Annotated in this window: 12 protein-coding genes; 2 read left to right on the top strand and 10 right to left on the bottom strand. The window is 33.5% G+C overall.

The window, feature by feature from the left end; translation table 11 throughout:
• Nucleotides 1-2 precede the first annotated feature (2 nt).
• The 10 genes from DMA14_RS00205 to DMA14_RS00160 all read right to left on the bottom strand — a co-directional run bounded on the left by DMA14_RS00205 (nucleotide 3) and on the right by DMA14_RS00160 (nucleotide 13,009).
• The gene (locus DMA14_RS00205) at nucleotides 3-1,484 is read right to left on the bottom strand and encodes a xylulokinase (protein ID WP_111422191.1); all 1,482 of its coding nucleotides are present in this window, start codon (nucleotides 1,482-1,484) and stop codon (nucleotides 3-5) included.
• Nucleotide 1,485: 1 nt separating this feature from the next.
• Nucleotides 1,486-2,493: a GntR family transcriptional regulator gene (locus tag DMA14_RS00200; RefSeq protein ID WP_111422189.1), complete on the bottom strand. Its 1,008-nt coding sequence runs from the start codon at nucleotides 2,491-2,493 to the stop codon at nucleotides 1,486-1,488.
• Nucleotides 2,494-2,901: 408 nt separating this feature from the next.
• Complete coding sequence (locus DMA14_RS00195; protein ID WP_111422187.1) at nucleotides 2,902-3,936, bottom strand: glycoside hydrolase family 43 protein; 1,035 nt, start codon at nucleotides 3,934-3,936, stop codon at nucleotides 2,902-2,904.
• A gap of 21 nt (nucleotides 3,937-3,957) precedes the next feature.
• On the bottom strand, nucleotides 3,958-5,391 hold the full coding sequence (locus tag DMA14_RS00190; protein ID WP_111422185.1) for an MFS transporter: 1,434 nt from the start codon (nucleotides 5,389-5,391) through the stop codon (nucleotides 3,958-3,960).
• A 295-nt stretch (nucleotides 5,392-5,686) separates the two neighbouring features.
• Nucleotides 5,687-6,796, bottom strand: a complete 1,110-nt coding sequence (locus DMA14_RS00185) for an endo-1,4-beta-xylanase (RefSeq protein ID WP_111422184.1) — start codon at nucleotides 6,794-6,796, stop codon at nucleotides 5,687-5,689.
• A 38-nt stretch (nucleotides 6,797-6,834) separates the two neighbouring features.
• Complete coding sequence (gene uxuA, locus DMA14_RS00180; protein WP_111422203.1) at nucleotides 6,835-7,998, bottom strand: mannonate dehydratase; 1,164 nt, start codon at nucleotides 7,996-7,998, stop codon at nucleotides 6,835-6,837.
• A 177-nt stretch (nucleotides 7,999-8,175) separates the two neighbouring features.
• Entirely contained in the window at nucleotides 8,176-8,913 is a 738-nt protein-coding gene (locus DMA14_RS00175) for an SDR family NAD(P)-dependent oxidoreductase (protein ID WP_111422182.1), read from the bottom strand.
• A gap of 68 nt (nucleotides 8,914-8,981) precedes the next feature.
• Nucleotides 8,982-11,135 (bottom strand): alpha-glucuronidase family glycosyl hydrolase, encoded by a 2,154-nt coding sequence (locus tag DMA14_RS00170; RefSeq protein WP_111422180.1) that lies wholly within the window; start codon nucleotides 11,133-11,135, stop codon nucleotides 8,982-8,984.
• A 269-nt stretch (nucleotides 11,136-11,404) separates the two neighbouring features.
• Nucleotides 11,405-12,433, bottom strand: a complete 1,029-nt coding sequence (locus tag DMA14_RS00165) for a LacI family DNA-binding transcriptional regulator (RefSeq protein WP_111422179.1) — start codon at nucleotides 12,431-12,433, stop codon at nucleotides 11,405-11,407.
• 138 nt (nucleotides 12,434-12,571) lie between these two features.
• The gene (locus tag DMA14_RS00160) at nucleotides 12,572-13,009 is read right to left on the bottom strand and encodes a PepSY-like domain-containing protein (RefSeq protein WP_111422177.1); all 438 of its coding nucleotides are present in this window, start codon (nucleotides 13,007-13,009) and stop codon (nucleotides 12,572-12,574) included.
• 297 nt (nucleotides 13,010-13,306) lie between these two features.
• Here DMA14_RS00160 and DMA14_RS00155 point away from each other — a divergent pair, with 297 nt between their 5' ends.
• Both DMA14_RS00155 and DMA14_RS00150 read left to right on the top strand, forming a co-directional pair.
• On the top strand, nucleotides 13,307-15,496 hold the full coding sequence (locus DMA14_RS00155) for a tetratricopeptide repeat-containing sensor histidine kinase (RefSeq protein WP_111422176.1): 2,190 nt from the start codon (nucleotides 13,307-13,309) through the stop codon (nucleotides 15,494-15,496).
• Nucleotides 15,497-15,507: 11 nt separating this feature from the next.
• Nucleotides 15,508-16,149: a response regulator gene (locus tag DMA14_RS00150; RefSeq protein ID WP_111422174.1), complete on the top strand. Its 642-nt coding sequence runs from the start codon at nucleotides 15,508-15,510 to the stop codon at nucleotides 16,147-16,149.
• The last annotated feature ends 418 nt before the right edge of the window (nucleotides 16,150-16,567 follow it).

Genomic DNA, 16,567 nt, shown 5'->3' with positions numbered 1-16,567 from the left:
TTTTATTTAGTTGTTAATATTAATTCTAATTCTTGTTTCCATTTCTTATAAGCAGCTTCGTAAGGTTCTTTGTTATGAAGAGGTAAAAACGTCATAACGTGGTCATTGTCACTAACATTTGCTCCAAATTTACCGTAATCGCCATCTTTTAAACCAACCGCTCTCGCCGCACCAACTGCTCCTGTTGTGTTGTAAATTTCAATTTCGTGACCAATTAAGGTCGCCACAGTATTGGAGAAAATCTCAGAACGGAAAAGATTATCATTTCCAGCTCTTATCACATTGATTGTCGCATTATCATCTTTTAAACATTCCATTCCGTACACAAACGAAAAAGCAATTCCTTCAAGAGAAGCTCTAAACAAATGCGCGCTGTTGTGAATATTTAAGTTGAGGTTTAAAAAATGTGTACCAATAGTTTTGTTGTTGAACATACGTTCTGCGCCATTTCCAAACGGAATCACAACTACTCCTTCTGATCCAATTTCAATATTTGAAGCCTTTTCATTCATTACCTCGTAACTTTCGTTCCCCATATTATTGCGAAGCCATCTGTACTGAATTCCTGCTCCGTTAATATTTAAAAGTTTACCCACTCTTGGCGTTTCCAGTTCGTAGTTTACGTGAACAAAATTGTTCACTCTTGTGCTTTTCCCAGACGACATTTCGCTTACCGCATAAAATACGCCCGAAGTTCCGCCCGTAGCTGCAACTTCTCCCGGATTTAATACATTTAGCGAAAGAGCATTATTTGGCTGATCTCCTGCTCTATACACAATCGGAATTCCTGCTGGAAGACCAGATTCTGCTGAAGCCTTTTCAGTAACAACACCTTGATTCGTAAAATTTTCTACGATTTTTGGAGTCAAAGACTGATCGATTCCGTAGTAATCCAAAAGCCAATCGGCAACTTTATTTTCTTTATAATCCCAAAGCATTCCTTCAGACAAACCGTTTTTAGTAGTCGTTACTTCGCCTGTCAGTTTCAAAGCGATGTAATCTCCAGGAAGCATATATTTAGCAATTTTACTATAAAGTTGAGGTTCGTTTTCTTTAACCCATTTTAGTTTTGAAGCCGTAAAATTCCCTGGCGAATTCAATAAATGCGACATACATTTCTCTTCTCCAATTTCGGTGAAAGCTTTATTCCCAATTTCAACCGCACGGCTGTCACACCAAATAATTGAATTTCGCAACGGAGCTCCTTCTTTGTCCACAATCACCAACCCGTGCATTTGGTACGAAATACCAATTCCTTGAATTTTAGATGCATCAATATTAGCTTCTTTAATCGCTCTTTTTGTTGCCGTACAAATGTGCTTCCACCAGATTTCAGGATCTTGTTCAGCCCAGTCTGGATGAATAGAAAGGATTTCCATTTCGTTTTGAGGCTCGTTCAAAACGATTACTTTTTTACCCGTTTCTGCTTCTACCAAGGCTGCCTTGACAGAAGAACTTCCAATATCATAACCGATATAATACATACTACAATGATTCTCTTATTATTAATTTTGTCGGCACATAACACTTCGTTTCTTCGTCATGCGTAATAAATGCCGCTGCTTTGGTTCCCATTTCTTTAAAATCAGTTGAAACAACCGAAATACCTTTGTATATAAATTTCTTCATCGGGGTTTCATTGTATGACAAAAAGCCAACGTCTTTTCCCGGTTCAAAATCTTTCTCTTTGCATTGTTCTAAAAAGTGCCCTAAAATCCTGTCGCTTACGCTGATATAAGCAATTCCTTTTTCGATATCGAACTTCTTTGGATCTGTAATTACTTCATATTTAAAACCAAAATCGGCACAGAATTTCTTAAAAAATTCAACTGTTTCCCACGGGTGATTTGTAAAATCAGGATATACAAATTGTATTTTTTTATACTTTTTAAACAAATCCACTGCCTCTGTCAAAGACTCATAAAACGCTTTTCCAAAATCCTGAAACACATAATTATTTGCTTTATCTGCCTGAATATTCCAGTCTATCAAAAGCAGTTTATCTTTTGAAATTGCCGACAACACAGGAGCAATTTCTTTGTGATCAAAATTCATCACCACATATTTATAATACTTCCCGATTCCGTTATTAATGATCGTTTTAAAAACATCAATATTATAGTGATGAAACTGTACATCTATAATCACATTATCAGGCAGATTATTCACAACCGAATGATACAAAACCTCTTTATAAGCCTTAAATGTGTCTAAAACCAAAAGCACTTTTCTGGTTTCGCCTGCTACATAATAGCCTTTATTTGGCACAGAATCAATCACTTTTTGGTCTTTCAAAATCGAATACGCTTTAAAAACCGTGTCCCTTGAAAGCTGATACGTTTTACAGATTACATTAACAGAAGGCAACAAATCTCCCTTCTGCAAAATATTCTCCGCAATAGCATTTGTAATCCCGTCAACCAACTGCTGGTACTTCGGAATATCACTTTCGTGATTTATTATAAACTCAAATTTTTCTTCTTCTTTTAGCATACCGTTCTGTTCCGTTCTGTTATGCTAAAATAGATAAAATTCTTTTATAAAAAATTGTTTTTTGCATTAATTATGTTAAGTTTTTAAAATCCTATATTTCAACATTTTGGGCGTTTGCCTGTCCCACTAACTATCGGGAGGCTATCCGTTTCAAGTCCTCGCACTTCCTTCGTCAGGCTGTGGGCTTTCCACTGCTATCCCTCACGCAAATCGTTTCCATAAGAACGTTTGCTTAATTTTTGTCATTTCGAGAAACTACGAAGATTTCACAAGTAAGTCCTTAAATAATAATTTTCAATCTTTTCAGAGTTTATCACAAAGATTTCTCGTTCCTCGAAATGACAGACCAGGTACACTAAACTAACACAACCGATTGTAGTTTTTGTGAAATTTTTTTACACAAAAATCTTAATCAAATAATCTTCTTATTCCGTACGGGTCAATGGTTACAATAGAGCCGTCTTCCAAATAATCTATCTTAGTCACTTTCATGCTTCGAAGATGCGTTACGCCTTTTGAAAGGCTTGAATCGTGATAAAACAAATACCATTCGCCTTCTACTTCACAAATTGAATGATGTGATGTCCAGCCTATAACTGGATTCAAAATCCTTCCCTGATATGTAAACGGCCCATACGGATTATCTCCAATTGCATAGCAAATAAAATGCGTATCTCCTGTTGAATAAGAGAAATAATATTTTTCGTTGTATTTATGAACCCAAGAAGCTTCAAAAAAACGTCGGGCATTATCGCCTGCAAGAATCTCATTTCCATTTTCATCCAATATTTTAATCTCTTTTGGCTCTTCTGCAAATTCCAACATATCGTCTCTTAACAAAGCTACGATTGGCCCTAAAGCTTTTTCTTCTGCCAAAGGCTCTTCGTTGTTCTCATCATATATATTGTTGCGGTATTTCTGAAGCTGTCCGCCCCAGATTCCTCCAAAATAAATATAATGTTTACCGTCTTCATCTTCAAAAACAGCAGGATCAATACTGTAGCTGCCTTTTATAGCATCCTTTTCAGGAACAAATGGTCCAACTGGAGAATCTGAAACTGCTACTCCAATCTGAAAAATTCCACTGGCGCGTTTGGCAGGGAAATACAGATAATATTTTCCGTCTTTATGCGCGGCATCGGGCGCCCACATCTGTTTTTCGGCCCAGGCAACGTCATCAACATGAAGCGCGACTCCATTATCCACAGCTTCCGATGAAATGTTTTCCATCGAAAAGACATGGTAATCTTCCATTCCGAAATGGTCGCCGTTGTCATTAAACGGAATTCCCGCATCAATGTCATGCGACGGATAAATGTAAATCTTCCCGTTGAATACATGCGCCGAAGGATCGGCTGTATAGATATGGGACACTAAAGGCTTCGAAATCGCCATATTATTAATTTCTTCAAAATTAATGTGTTCAATGCTGTCTTCGGGCATAGTAATATTTTGTTTAAATAATTAAGCTCTTCTTTCTTTTAATTCTGTTTCAATCTGCACTTCCATTTCTTTATTGATTTTATAGAAAAACAATAGTCCGGCTCCAATTAAAAAAGGGATTGCAGGAAAAATACTCACTAATAATTTGATTCCGTTTATAGCTATTTCTGATTGGTGAGGAGCATTTGGAACGTAGTGGAAATAGCCTAAAAATAAGGTCGTTAAAGCGCCTCCAACACTTAATCCTGTTTTCAGTCCAACCATCATAGCAGAGAAAATAATTGCAGTAGCACGACGGTTATTCAACCATTCCGAATAATCGGCAACATCGGCAATCATTGCCCATAAAATAGGGATTGTGATGCCATAGAAAAATCCATGTAAAATTTGAGAGAAAAACATTAGTTTGATTGACGTTGGCGGAAAGAAATAAAAAGCTATAACAAACAAAGTCGAAATAAATAAAAACAATCTAAATACATTTCGTTTTCCGTATTTGTCAGCCAAGTTTTTAGACAAAGTAATACCAACAATCATAAAGATAATTCCGCCTGCATTGAATAAACCAAAGCCCGCAGAAACTGGATCGTTGCCAAAATGATTCAATCCTATAGTGGTCAAAAAATCTAAAATAGGTTGAATAAAAACAGCTAGCTCGTCTTTATTTACATAGTTTTCAAAATAGTACACATATGAGCCGCCTTTCATTGCCAGAGTTACAAAAACCAAAGTTGTCAGCGAAAGCATAATTATCCAAGGTCTATTCTTGATTAAATCGCTTAAATCCTCTTTGATACTTGACTTTTGTTCCGGCTTTGGAATGATTCTTTCTTTGGTCGTTAAAAATGTAATTAAAAGCATAATAGTGCCGATAATTGCCAAAGCCGTCATTACTTTTTCGATTCCGACTGCTTTATCTCCGTTTCCAGCACTTTTGATAATGCCAAGCATAAAAACCTGAACAAAAAATTGTGCAAACATGACTGCAACAAAACGATACGACGACATACTGTTTCGTTCTTTCATATCGCCCGTAATCACTCCGCTTAAGGCAGAATACGGCAGATTGTTTCCTGCATAAAAAAGAAGCAGTAAAGTATACGTTACAACCGCATAAATAACTTTCCCTTTATAAGAGAAATCGGGAGTTGAAAATGCTAACAACGCCACGATTCCAAGCGGAATTGCGGTTATTAAAATCCAAGGTCTGAATTTTCCCCATTTGGTACTTGTTCGGTCGGCCAAAACCCCAATAATTGGATTAAAAACAAAAGCCGCAATTAAACCAACGATCAACATAATGATGGAAGAATCGGTTGGCGATAAGCCATAAATATCGGTATAGAAATACGCCAGATATGTCATCAAAGTCTGAAAAACTAGATTAGCGGCTAAATCTCCTAAGCTGTACCCAATTTTTTCTTTGATGGATAGTTTTTGTGAAATGTTGGTCATTCGTGGGTTTGTGGTCATTTTGGATAGTTAGTTAGTTTCTTTTTTTTTGTCATTTCGACTAAGGAGAAATCACACGCGGGATTCGACAAAGATTGACGACATTCTGTGCGGAGTTTCTAGTGTGATTTCTCCTTAGTCGAAATGACAAGATTGCGTTGAATTACAATTAAAACAATCGGTTGTGTAAAATTAGACAAAAAAACATATTATACAAATTTAGTTTTCCTTATTTAAATAATTTTTCATTTCACAACCGATTGTTGTTAATTCATCAAAACTTACGCTTTTTAAGCATCTATTTTTTAGTTTCTTTCAGCTTTAAAATACTATCGTATGCTTTCTTGTGTTTTAAATCTTTGTCAAATGGCAGCGGATAATTTGTTCTTCCTTTTATTGGCCAGCCGTTTAACCAAGATTGCCCGTCGTGAACACCCCAAAAAGTCACTCTGCTTATTTTGTCTTTATGCTTTAAAAATAGCTTAAAAATCGATGCGTAACGCTCTGCAAGTTTATTTTGAATAGAATCTGGCAATGCTTTTGGATACGGATTCATTTTTTCGCTTCCTTCAAAATTCTGATTTACATCTGCTCCTTTTAAATCCCAAGGATTTGGCAAAACCGTAATGTCCAATTCTGTGAAAGCCACCTTAAGTCCTAAAGCTGAATATTCTAATATGCTTTTTTCAATCTCCTCCAATGATGGGCTTTCCAATTTCCAATGCCCTTGAATTCCCACTCCATCTACTTTTCCGCCTTCAGCTTTGATTTTCTTGATTAAAGCAATTGCTCCAGCTCTTTTTGCTGGTTCTTCGATATTATAATCGTTGTAATATAAATCTACTTTTGGATCCGCTTTTTCTGCTAGTTTGAAAGCATTAGCCAAGTATTTTTCACCCAGTGTATTCAGAAAAATCGATTTTCGTAAAGTTCCGTCTTCGTTTAAAGCTTCGTTCACAACATCCCACGAATTGACTCTTCCTTTATATCTAGAAACTATTGTTGTGATATGATCTTTCATGAACGCTTTCATTTCTGTACTGTCTGCGATTTTTTCCATCCAGGGCGCTAACTGACTGTGCCAAATTAAAGTATGCCCATGAATAAACATTTTATTTTTCTCGCCATACGCCACAAATTTATCTGCTAGAGTAAAATCGTATTTATCTTTCTGCGGATGCGTGTACATCGACTTCATGATATTTTCTGCTGTAATAGCATTAAATTCTTTTCGAATCAGCGAATCTTCTTTTTTGCTTTTTTCATTAATCTGATTTAAATCTAATGCAGTTCCTATATAAAAATCATTTTTATAAAGATCTTTCAAACTAGGCTTTTCTTTCTGAGATGTACAGCTCGCAGACAGCAGAGCTGTAAAGGCAAATAAATACGGTTTAATAAATTTCATGTTTTTTGGTTTAAATAGTTAATAGTTTTTTATTTGATTTACAAACTCAATTTGTAAGCAATTCCCATTTCTAACCCTCTTAATTCAGCCAAACCTTTTAATCTTCCTATCAGAGAATAACCTGGATAAGTTTCTGTTTCCTCATCCACTCTATGGAGAAAACCATGATCTGGGCGCATTGGAAGACTTATTTTTCTTTCGTTCATTAATACCAATAATTTCTCAACGATAACTTCCATTTTGACATTTCCGTTTAAATGCTCAGATTCTCTGAAAATGGTTTCGCTTTCGCGGATAGTATTTCTCAGATGTAAAAAATGAATTCGATCTCCAAAATCATCTATTATTTTTTCAAGATTATTTTTTGGATCAGCACTTAATGAACCTGTGCAATAACACAATCCGTTGGCAATTGAAGGAACGGCACCAAAAATAGCTTGCAAGTCAGCTTCTGTTGAGATAATTCTCGGAAGACCCAAAACTGAAAATGGCGGATCATCTGGATGAATCGCTAATTTTTGTCCATTCTTTTCTGCAATCGGCGTTACTTCAGATAAAAAACAGATGAGGTTTTCTCTTAGTTTTTCATTATCAATTTCAGCGTAATTTTCTAACAGCGATAAAATCTGTTCTGCCGTAAAATTGATTTTGCTTCCAGGCAATCCCAACAAAACATTTTTAAACAACAATGCTTTTTCGTCTTCAGACAATTTATTTCCAAATTGTAATGCTTTTTCTTTTTCATCAGCTGAATAATCGTGTTCTGCATTCGGTCTTTTCAAAAGAAACATATCAAAATAAGTAAATGCATCCTGATTGTACAGCAAAGCCCTGCTTCCATCCTCATTCATAAAATTATGATTGGTTCTTACCCAGTCCAGAATTGGCATGAAATTATAAGTTATAATTTTAATGCCACATTCTGCCAGATTTTGCAAACTGATTTTATAATTTTCAATGTATTGCAAATAGTTTCCAGAAGCACGTTTTATTTCTTCATGAACAGGAAGACTTTCCACTACAGTCCATTCCAAACCTTCATTTCTAACCATCTGCTGTCTTTCCTGAATCTCTTCAACCGTCCAGATCTCACCAACCGGAATTTGATGCAATGCGGTTACAATTCCCGTCGCTCCAGCTTGTCGAATATCAATCAGCTTAACATTATCATTTGGTCCGAACCACCGCATGGTTTGTTGCATTTTTATCATATTTCTTTTTTTTATACCGCAAAGTCGTTAAGATGCAAAGTTTTGTTTCCCGCTCCCGATAGCTATCGGGATTGCAGATTGAGCTAATTTTAATCTTTTTTAATCCTTTAATCTGCGGCCTCAAAAAACCTTTGAACCTTTGAGCCTTTGCTTCTTAGGAACTTTAAATTAAAACCCAATACTATTTCCGCCATCAACTGGCAAAACAGTTCCTGTTGTATATTTTGATTCGCTTAAAGCGAAATAATAAACAGCATCTGCAATATCTGATGGTTCTCCTAAATAACCCATTGGTGTTCTTCCTAATACTTTATTTTTTCTTTCTGGATCGTTATCAAGTGCCGTTGAAGACATTTTAGTTTTGATAAATCCTGGAGCAATGCAATTTACACGAATACCAAACTGAGCTAACTCAACAGCCATTGCGCGCGTCATTGCTTCGATAGCGCCTTTACTTGATGAGTACGCAATTACTTTTGGAATTCCGTATTGCGATGCCATTGAACTGATATTAACAATACTTCCGCCTCCATTTACTTTCATATTTTTTATCACTTCTCGGCTTACTGCAAAAACACTTAGCAAATTGGTATGAATTATGGAAAGAAAATCTTCATCAGTTACATCTGGAATTTCTTTTTTCATGTTGATTCCAGCATTGTTTACCAAAATATCAATTGAATTTTCTTTTGTGATACTCTCGATCATCTCTGGAATACCCGCTAGATTATTTAAATCGAAAATTATTGGAATAGCATTTTCTCCAATCTCTCTGCAAGCATCTTCTGTTTTGTCTTTTGATCTTCCGATTATGTAAGTTGTGATTCCGTTGTCACAAAGTTTTTTTGCTGTTGCAAAACCTAATCCCGAATTTCCTCCGGTTACAATTGCTGTTTTTTTACTCATAATTTTTATACTATATTTTTTTGGACGCGGATGACACGGATTCGCGTTACAATTACTTCATAATTTATTTATCCATTCCCTGGTGCAAATGGAAATTTTAATGATTTAAAATACTCTAATGTCTGTGTTGGTTTTTCTACGCCAGTAGGAAGTTCTTTGCCAGAAAACTGCTGGAAATACAGCAAACAGGCATCGCGCCACCATTTTGCTTCTTTGTACTGAATTTTCAACAACATTTCAACCTCATTAAAACGTTCGCTGTCAATATAGTTTTCAGTTTTCTTCCAAACATTCTGCATTGCTACCACCTGATTTACACCTTCCTGATATTTCAATGCCATACCGTTCCAAAGTGTCTGACCATTTTTCAGTTTATAATCCCATGAAACGTGATGAAACCATAAAAGATCTTTTTCGGGACAAGTTTCTAGATTATCAAAAAGATTTGCTACTTCTGACGCGTACTGCGAAACTGCATTTGTTCCTGATTTCGATCGGTCAAAACCAATTCCGTTTTTATCAGCTTTATGATAATAAGTCGGGTTCCATTCTGGCCTTGACAAATTGAATACCCAAGGTCCTGGTCCGTAATGATGTCCCGTATCCATAATGTGATGCAAACCAAGCGGTGTCATATAATTGACAACTGCCTCACGGGATTCAATCATTATATTTTTTACAGGTTTGATGAAATTTTCATCGTTCGAAAAAGTACTTCTCAACCATTCATCTGCAATGGTTTCTGAATCCAAATAAGGATTCCATGCCAGCCTTCCGAAACCATACCAATTGGCCTGTGCAAAAGGATGTCCTGTCCAATTTAAATCGTTGCCAATATTAGCCACACCTGCAATTCCTGTTAGTTTACTTTTGTACAAAGTTCCGTCAACCACTTTGGCAACAGTTGAACCTTTTCCCTTTTGATAAGTATCGGATTCGAGAACTTCCTGAAACATTTTAGGCAAGAAAACCAAATGTGTACTGAAACCTAAATATTCCTGCGTAATTTGAAATTCCATCATTAAAGGCGTTTTTGGCATTGCCCCAAATAATGGATGAAACGGTTCTCTGGGCTGAAAATCGATTGCTCCGTTTTTTACCTGAACGATTACATTTTCTTTGAATTTTCCGTCATACGGCTGAAATTCGGCGTAAGCCTGCTTAGCTCTATCATTCGCATCATGTTCTGAATAAACAAAAGCTCTCCACATAATGATTCCACCAAAAGGTGCTACGGCATCGACCAGCATATTCGCTCCATCAACATGATCTCTTCCATAATTTTGTGGTCCTGGCTGGCCTTCTGAATTGGCTTTTACCAAAAATCCACCAAAATCTGGGATTCGTTTATAAATTTCAGCTGATTTATTTTTCCACCAATTAATGACTTCTGGGTCTTTTGGGTCGGCAGTTTTTAAGTTTCCAATTTCGATTGGTGCTGAAAATCTAGCAGTTAAATATACTTTTATCCCAAAAGGTCTAAAAACATTTGCTAATGCTTCAACTTTTTCTAAATATTGCGAAGTAAGAATTAAAGCGTTTGCATTTACATTCGTTAAAACCGTTCCGTTAATTCCGATTGAAGCATTTGCTCTGGCATAATCTATATAACGCTGGTCGATAAAATCAGGCAATTTCTGCCAATTCCAAAGTGAAAATCCAGCATAACCACGTTCGACAGTTCTATCTAGATTATCCCAATGATTGAGAATTCTGATATTGGTTTTAGGAGAATCAGAAATATTTAAATTTTTAATGGTCTTGTTAGTCTGTAATATTCTCAGGAAATTAAAAACTCCATATAAAACAGCAACATCATTTTTTCCTGTAATAACGATTTGCTTTTTATTTTTAAGAGAAATGGTTTTAATGATAAAACCTTCATTATTGATTTTATCAAAATCAGATTTTAGTTCGTTTTTGATTTCAATACTTAGATTAAATTGCGAACCAACAATAATATTATTTTCTCCTTCTATATTTTGGTTTATTTCAGGGATATTTCCCAACATATTCAAAAATCCTTCTTTGAGTTCTTTCTTTGCAATTTTTATAGTTTCAGAATTTCCTAAAACTACAATTCCTTTAAGATTGTTTTGGTATTCTGAAGCTATTGTAGAATTAGCTACTTTATTATACTGAAGCCACAATTTATAATCCTTTTGAGCCAAAGCCGAATAGGAAATCAAAAAAAACAGGATAACAAATCTTAATAAACTCATAGGCGTTTAATTTATACTTTACAATCTCATTCCGAAAGAATCAATATTTTATTTAGAAATAAAATCATTTTACAAAATTTTAATTTAAAAAATGAATTATTCGAAACAAAACAATAATTGCAATCGGTTGTGTAAAAATATAAGATTGTTATTTAAGAAAGAAATTTTAGTCGTCTTTTTTTCAAAAAAAATAATTTATATAACAAATAAAAGCAGGATAATTATAAAAACTATCCTGCTCTGTCATATGTTATTTTTTTTAAAAAAGTTTATTTCTGAGTAGATTCCCTTGCGAGTACTTCTGTATTCAAAAAAGTAATTTCTTTTGCATCATCATTTTTAGATGATTTCAAATTCTTAATAATAATTTCAGCTGCCGCTTTTCCCATTTTTTCAGCTGGATGTGTAATAGTTGATAAATTAGGATCTATAATTTGTGAAATCGGGTCATTATTAAAACCAATTACTTTAAATTCTTCGGGTACTTTAACCCCTCGTTTTTTAGCAGTCTGCACGGCACTTACAGCCAAAATATCTCCTGGTGCAAATAATCCGTCTGGAATTGGCTTTAAATCAAATAAATGATTGCTAGCTTTTACACCATCTTCATAAGTAACTGAATTTAAATTGATAATCAATTCTTCTTCAACTTCTATATTGTGATCTTTTAAGGCTTCTATGTAACCTCTTTTTCTTTCGTTGTACAAATTCCCTAATTCTGAACCAGCAGTAAAATGTGCAATGCGAATACAGCCTTGCTCGATAAGATGTTTGGTAGCTTTGTAACCTGCTGTATAATTGTCAATTACAACTCTAAAAGTATTATATCCTTTTGGAACTCTATCAACAAAAACCAATGGGATATTATTGTTTGAAAACTGATTAAAATGTGCCGTATCTCTAGTTTCCATGGCTAGTGAACAGATTACACCGCTTACACGATTAGAATACAAAGATTTAGCCATATTTACTTCTTCTTCATACGAGTCATGCGACTGCATAATAATTACGGTATAATCCGATTTTTGAGCTGTGATTTCGATTCCGCTAATTAAAGAAGATAAAAAGGGCTGTGTAACAGTAGGAATCAAAACACCGATTGTTCTGGTTTTGTTTCCACGTAAACCTGCAGCTAAAGTATTCGGAACAAATCCCATTTCTTCAGCGGTCTTTTTCACTTTTTTAATCGTCTTATCACTTATCGTGTGATGATCTTTTAAAGCTCGTGAAATCGTAGATGTTGCCAAATTAAGTCTCTCAGCAATATCGTAAATCGTTACATGTTTATTTTCTTCCATAAAATAACTAATAGAAGATGTAAATATAAACTATTTTCTCTCACGTTTTTATTCTAAAGAATTAGTCACAAATTAAAATGCCCTGATTTATTTTCAGTTTGAAATATAAATCCGGATACTAAAAATTGATTACACATATTAATCCCCCTTTTTGTCTTTTAAAATTTTACCGTCTTTGGTAAATTCTAAATCAATTTTATTTGTTAAATCTACATCAAGATCTTTGTGCCCATAGTCGATGTGCGTTATTTTTTCGTTTGGATAATTTTGGGCAACATAAGCTTTTATATTAGCTGGAATAAAAGCGATTGGAATTGGATTGTCGCCACCATCAACTTCGCGGTAAGAACCATCTTTCCAGAATTCTACTTCTGTACCATCTTTTAACTTAACTTCATATCCCTTTTCTCCATGTTCAGCGTCTTTTTTAGCTAGTTCGACAGTTGTATGACTAAAATATTTCTTTAAAAAATCTTGTGCTGGTTTTGGCAATTCTGTCACTTCTATTTTCTTTTGTGCTTGGGTTGAGACCATTAGCATTAAAAATCCTATAACTAAAAATACTTTCTTTTTCATGATCTATTCATTTAAATATATTCTCACTAATTTACTGTGAGAAAATTTAGATTCAAATCAATTTAAGAAACATTTAGCCTTTTTAAAATACGTAATTAATTCATTTTCAAACAATTCAAAACAATTTTAATTATTTTGAATTTCACATCTTTGTCTAAAAAATTTATTTTTTCAGTAACTATTTTAAACTTATTTGTAGTACTTTTACTTACCAGTCAAGGAATACTTTAGTAAAGCCCAAGTTTACAAAACTTTAAAATTTATCCTAATTTTATTTAAAATACAAACCAAGAATGTATGGCAATCTGGTTAAGAAGGTTTTACCTCATAATCTTCATCTTTTTATCTTTCAGTCTTAAGGCACAGGTTGAAAATAAAAAGAAAACTGCTGCTGTCAAAAAGTCTTCTACTAGCCAACAAAACAACAAAATTCTAAGTCTTTATGATTTGTACAACAAAGGGGAAGAAAAAAAAGCTTATAAAAAAGCACATTTACTTTTAAAGTCAAAAATAGATAATCGATCAATTGCGAGTACAAGTCTTCTTCTTGCCTATTATTTCAATAAAAGAGCCATAATAGATTCTTCTATCTATTACACAAATCAAGCATTTAAATATAATACAACTTCTAATGACTCTTTAAAAAATAGGCTGTTCTCATTAGGATACAATCTATTAGCTATTAATTACAATAAGAAGGGGCTATTTAACGAAAGTAAAAAATGGCATCTAAAAGGCATCGAAGCTTCCCAAAAATATCACGAAAAAAACCTTTATTATACTCATATACATGGTTTAGCTCAGACATATACAGAACTTGGCGATTACCAAAATGCTCTAAAGCTATTTAAGGAATGTCTTGAATATAAAGATGATCCAGAAATAACTTTGGGAAGTTATATCAATATTGGCGACCTCTATTCAAGACTAAAAGATTATGATAATGCTAATTTTTATTATAAAAAGGGGAAAACACTTTCAGAAAAAACCAATAACTTTCAAGGAAAAGTTATCATTTTATTAGGTCTAGGCGAAAACTATCAGTTACAAAGCAAATATCAAGAAGCTTTAAAAATGTATCAAGACGCCCTTTCTATTGCCGACGAAAACGAGCTAAACCAATTGGCAATTATCTCAAGAAGTACTATTGGCGACTGCTACACTTCTCAAAAAAAATACAATGAGGCAAAATTATTTTTTTCTGAAGCTCTTGAGAAATCAGCAGATTTTGGCTTGCTTCAAAATCAAATAGATATTTATGACGAGTTACGCAAAATCTCTCTCAAACAAGACGACTATAAAAATGCTTACTTGTTTTTTGAAAAATCAACTCATCTAAAAGATTCTATATCCAAAATGGAGAGAACTAAGGAGATTCATGAATTTGAAATCAAATTTAAAACTGCGCAAAAACAAAAGGAAATTGAAAGCTTAAGATTTGAAAACGAGACAAAAAAATTAATCTTGTTGAGTCAAGAAGACGCAATTAAAAATATGATTCTTCAAGATGAAATTTCAAAGAAAAACAATGAAAATACTATTCTAGCTTATCAGAATTCATCAAATAAAAAACGTAACGAAATCTCTCTTTTAAAGAAAGAGCAACAACTAAAAACATTGGAAATTAATCAGGAAAAGAAAATCCGAATGTTTACCATAGTTGCTCTTCTAATATTTTTAATTCCAATAATAGGACTTCTATTTCAGTTCTATAAACGATATAAAGTACAGCATTTACTCAATATTAAACAAACTGAAATTAGCACTCAAAAATTAAACAGTATTTTAAAAGAACAAGAATTAGAATTAATTAGGGCTGAAATTAGCGGGCAGGATAAGGAAAGACAGCGAATTTCACAAGAACTTCACGATAGCATTGGCGGTAATTTGGCTGCAATAAAATTACAGGTAAATCACTTAAATTCTTCTAATTTTTCAAATATTCAAAAAATAAGTCAACAATTAGACGAAACGTACCAACAGGTCCGAAATTTATCTCACACCTTACTCCTAAAAAAGTTTAACCAGAATAATTTTTTGGAAGTATTAGAATCTTACCTAAAAAATATCGGTGATGTAAGCGGAATCAAAATTTCGTGTATACCATATCCGAAAAAAGGAATCAATGTATTGGACGAAAATATTCAGATCGAAATTTTTAAGATCATTCAAGAACTTTTAACTAACACTATCAAACATGCCAAAGCTTCTGAAATAGAAATTCAATTGAATTATATTGAAAACATCCTAAACCTATTATTTGAAGATAATGGAGTTGGCTTTGAAATCGAAAATATTTCAAGAGGAATTGGATTTATCAATATGGAAAACCGGATTAACAAACTAAATGGCACATTTGTAATTGATTCTAAATTAAAGCGAGGCACAATCTTTAATATCGAAATTCCACTATTACAGCAAAAATTAAAATCTAAAATTAAAGGTATTGATCTAAAAAATCAGCTTAACGAACTAAAAAACAATTAATCTTTTATTGAATGAATAAAATTAACCTTCTTATAGCCGATGATCATACAATGTTTCTTCAGGGAATTATTTCTTTATTAGAACAAGAACCAAACATATGTATTGCTGGAAAAGCTGAAAACGGAATTGAAGCATTGGATATCGTTAAAAAAGGCAATATCGATTTTATTATTCTTGATGTCAGCATGCCAATAATGGACGGGATTGAATTAAGCAAGATTCTTAAAAAACAATATCCGTATATTAAAATTCTGATTGTAAGCACCCATAGCAATGTGATGATTATCTCTAGATTAATAAGAATTGGTGTAAATGGCTATTTATTAAAAAATGCCTCAAAAGAAGAGCTTTTAAACGCAATTAATGCAATTGCATTAGGCAAAGACTATTTCGCAGAAGAATTAGAAGAAAAACATCTTACGAGTAGCTCACGAATTGAAAAACAAGCATTTAATCTGACAGAACTAAGCACAAGGGAAAAAGAAATTCTCGTATTGATTGCCCAAGAATACAATACTGCTGAAATTGCCGAAAAAACTTTTATAAGCTTAAATACAGTAAATACACACCGTCGCAATTTGTTGTCAAAATTGAATGCAAAAAATACAGCTGGTTTAGTAAAATACGCAGTAGAAAATGGTTTAGTAGATTAAACATTCTGATTTTAATTATTACTAAGCCCGAATAATATAGTAAAGCTCCCCAATGCCACACTAGTTATTCGAGCAAGTAATAAGATCATGATATTTAAAATAAAAAAGTATTATTCATCAATAGCTGTCAAAACTAAAACTATTTTCATTATAACTTTATTTCAAAGCTAGCACTCTATTTTTTCTCTAGCATCACTATAAATAGTGATTTTGTAATTTTAATTAGTTTTTTTTTTGCCAATAATTACAATATTTACAACAACTTCCTATTGCCTAAACAAAAGAGCTATTCACTTTCATACAAGAATTATAGTCACTATTTACTCTGCCTTTTCTAAAAAAAGTATAAAAACAAAAAATCCCCATCAGATTAATGATGAGGATTCTAAAAAGAAAGGCGACGACATACTCTCCCACA

The sequence above is a fragment of the Flavobacterium sharifuzzamanii genome (assembly GCF_003254585.1).
GTDB classification, from domain to species: Bacteria; Bacteroidota; Bacteroidia; order Flavobacteriales; family Flavobacteriaceae; genus Flavobacterium; species Flavobacterium sharifuzzamanii.
This window is presented reverse-complemented; position numbering and strand designations above follow the sequence as displayed.

What these genes read in the sequence shown, in the direction of transcription:
- DMA14_RS00195 (WP_111422187.1), bottom strand. Translation starts at nt 3,936, where the DNA reads ATGCCCGAAGACAGCATTGAACACATTAATTTTGAAGAAATTAATAAT.
- DMA14_RS00170 (WP_111422180.1), bottom strand. Translation starts at nt 11,135, where the DNA reads ATGAGTTTATTAAGATTTGTTATCCTGTTTTTTTTGATTTCCTATTCG.
- DMA14_RS00155 (WP_111422176.1), top strand. Translation starts at nt 13,307, where the DNA reads ATGGCAATCTGGTTAAGAAGGTTTTACCTCATAATCTTCATCTTTTTA.
- DMA14_RS00185 (WP_111422184.1), bottom strand. Translation starts at nt 6,796, where the DNA reads ATGAAATTTATTAAACCGTATTTATTTGCCTTTACAGCTCTGCTGTCT.
- DMA14_RS00165 (WP_111422179.1), bottom strand. Translation starts at nt 12,433, where the DNA reads ATGGAAGAAAATAAACATGTAACGATTTACGATATTGCTGAGAGACTT.
- DMA14_RS00160 (WP_111422177.1), bottom strand. Translation starts at nt 13,009, where the DNA reads ATGAAAAAGAAAGTATTTTTAGTTATAGGATTTTTAATGCTAATGGTC.
- DMA14_RS00190 (WP_111422185.1), bottom strand. Translation starts at nt 5,391, where the DNA reads ATGACCAACATTTCACAAAAACTATCCATCAAAGAAAAAATTGGGTAC.
- DMA14_RS00200 (WP_111422189.1), bottom strand. Translation starts at nt 2,493, where the DNA reads ATGCTAAAAGAAGAAGAAAAATTTGAGTTTATAATAAATCACGAAAGT.
- DMA14_RS00150 (WP_111422174.1), top strand. Translation starts at nt 15,508, where the DNA reads ATGAATAAAATTAACCTTCTTATAGCCGATGATCATACAATGTTTCTT.
- DMA14_RS00205 (WP_111422191.1), bottom strand. Translation starts at nt 1,484, where the DNA reads ATGTATTATATCGGTTATGATATTGGAAGTTCTTCTGTCAAGGCAGCC.
- DMA14_RS00175 (WP_111422182.1), bottom strand. Translation starts at nt 8,913, where the DNA reads ATGAGTAAAAAAACAGCAATTGTAACCGGAGGAAATTCGGGATTAGGT.
- uxuA (WP_111422203.1), bottom strand. Translation starts at nt 7,998, where the DNA reads ATGCAACAAACCATGCGGTGGTTCGGACCAAATGATAATGTTAAGCTG.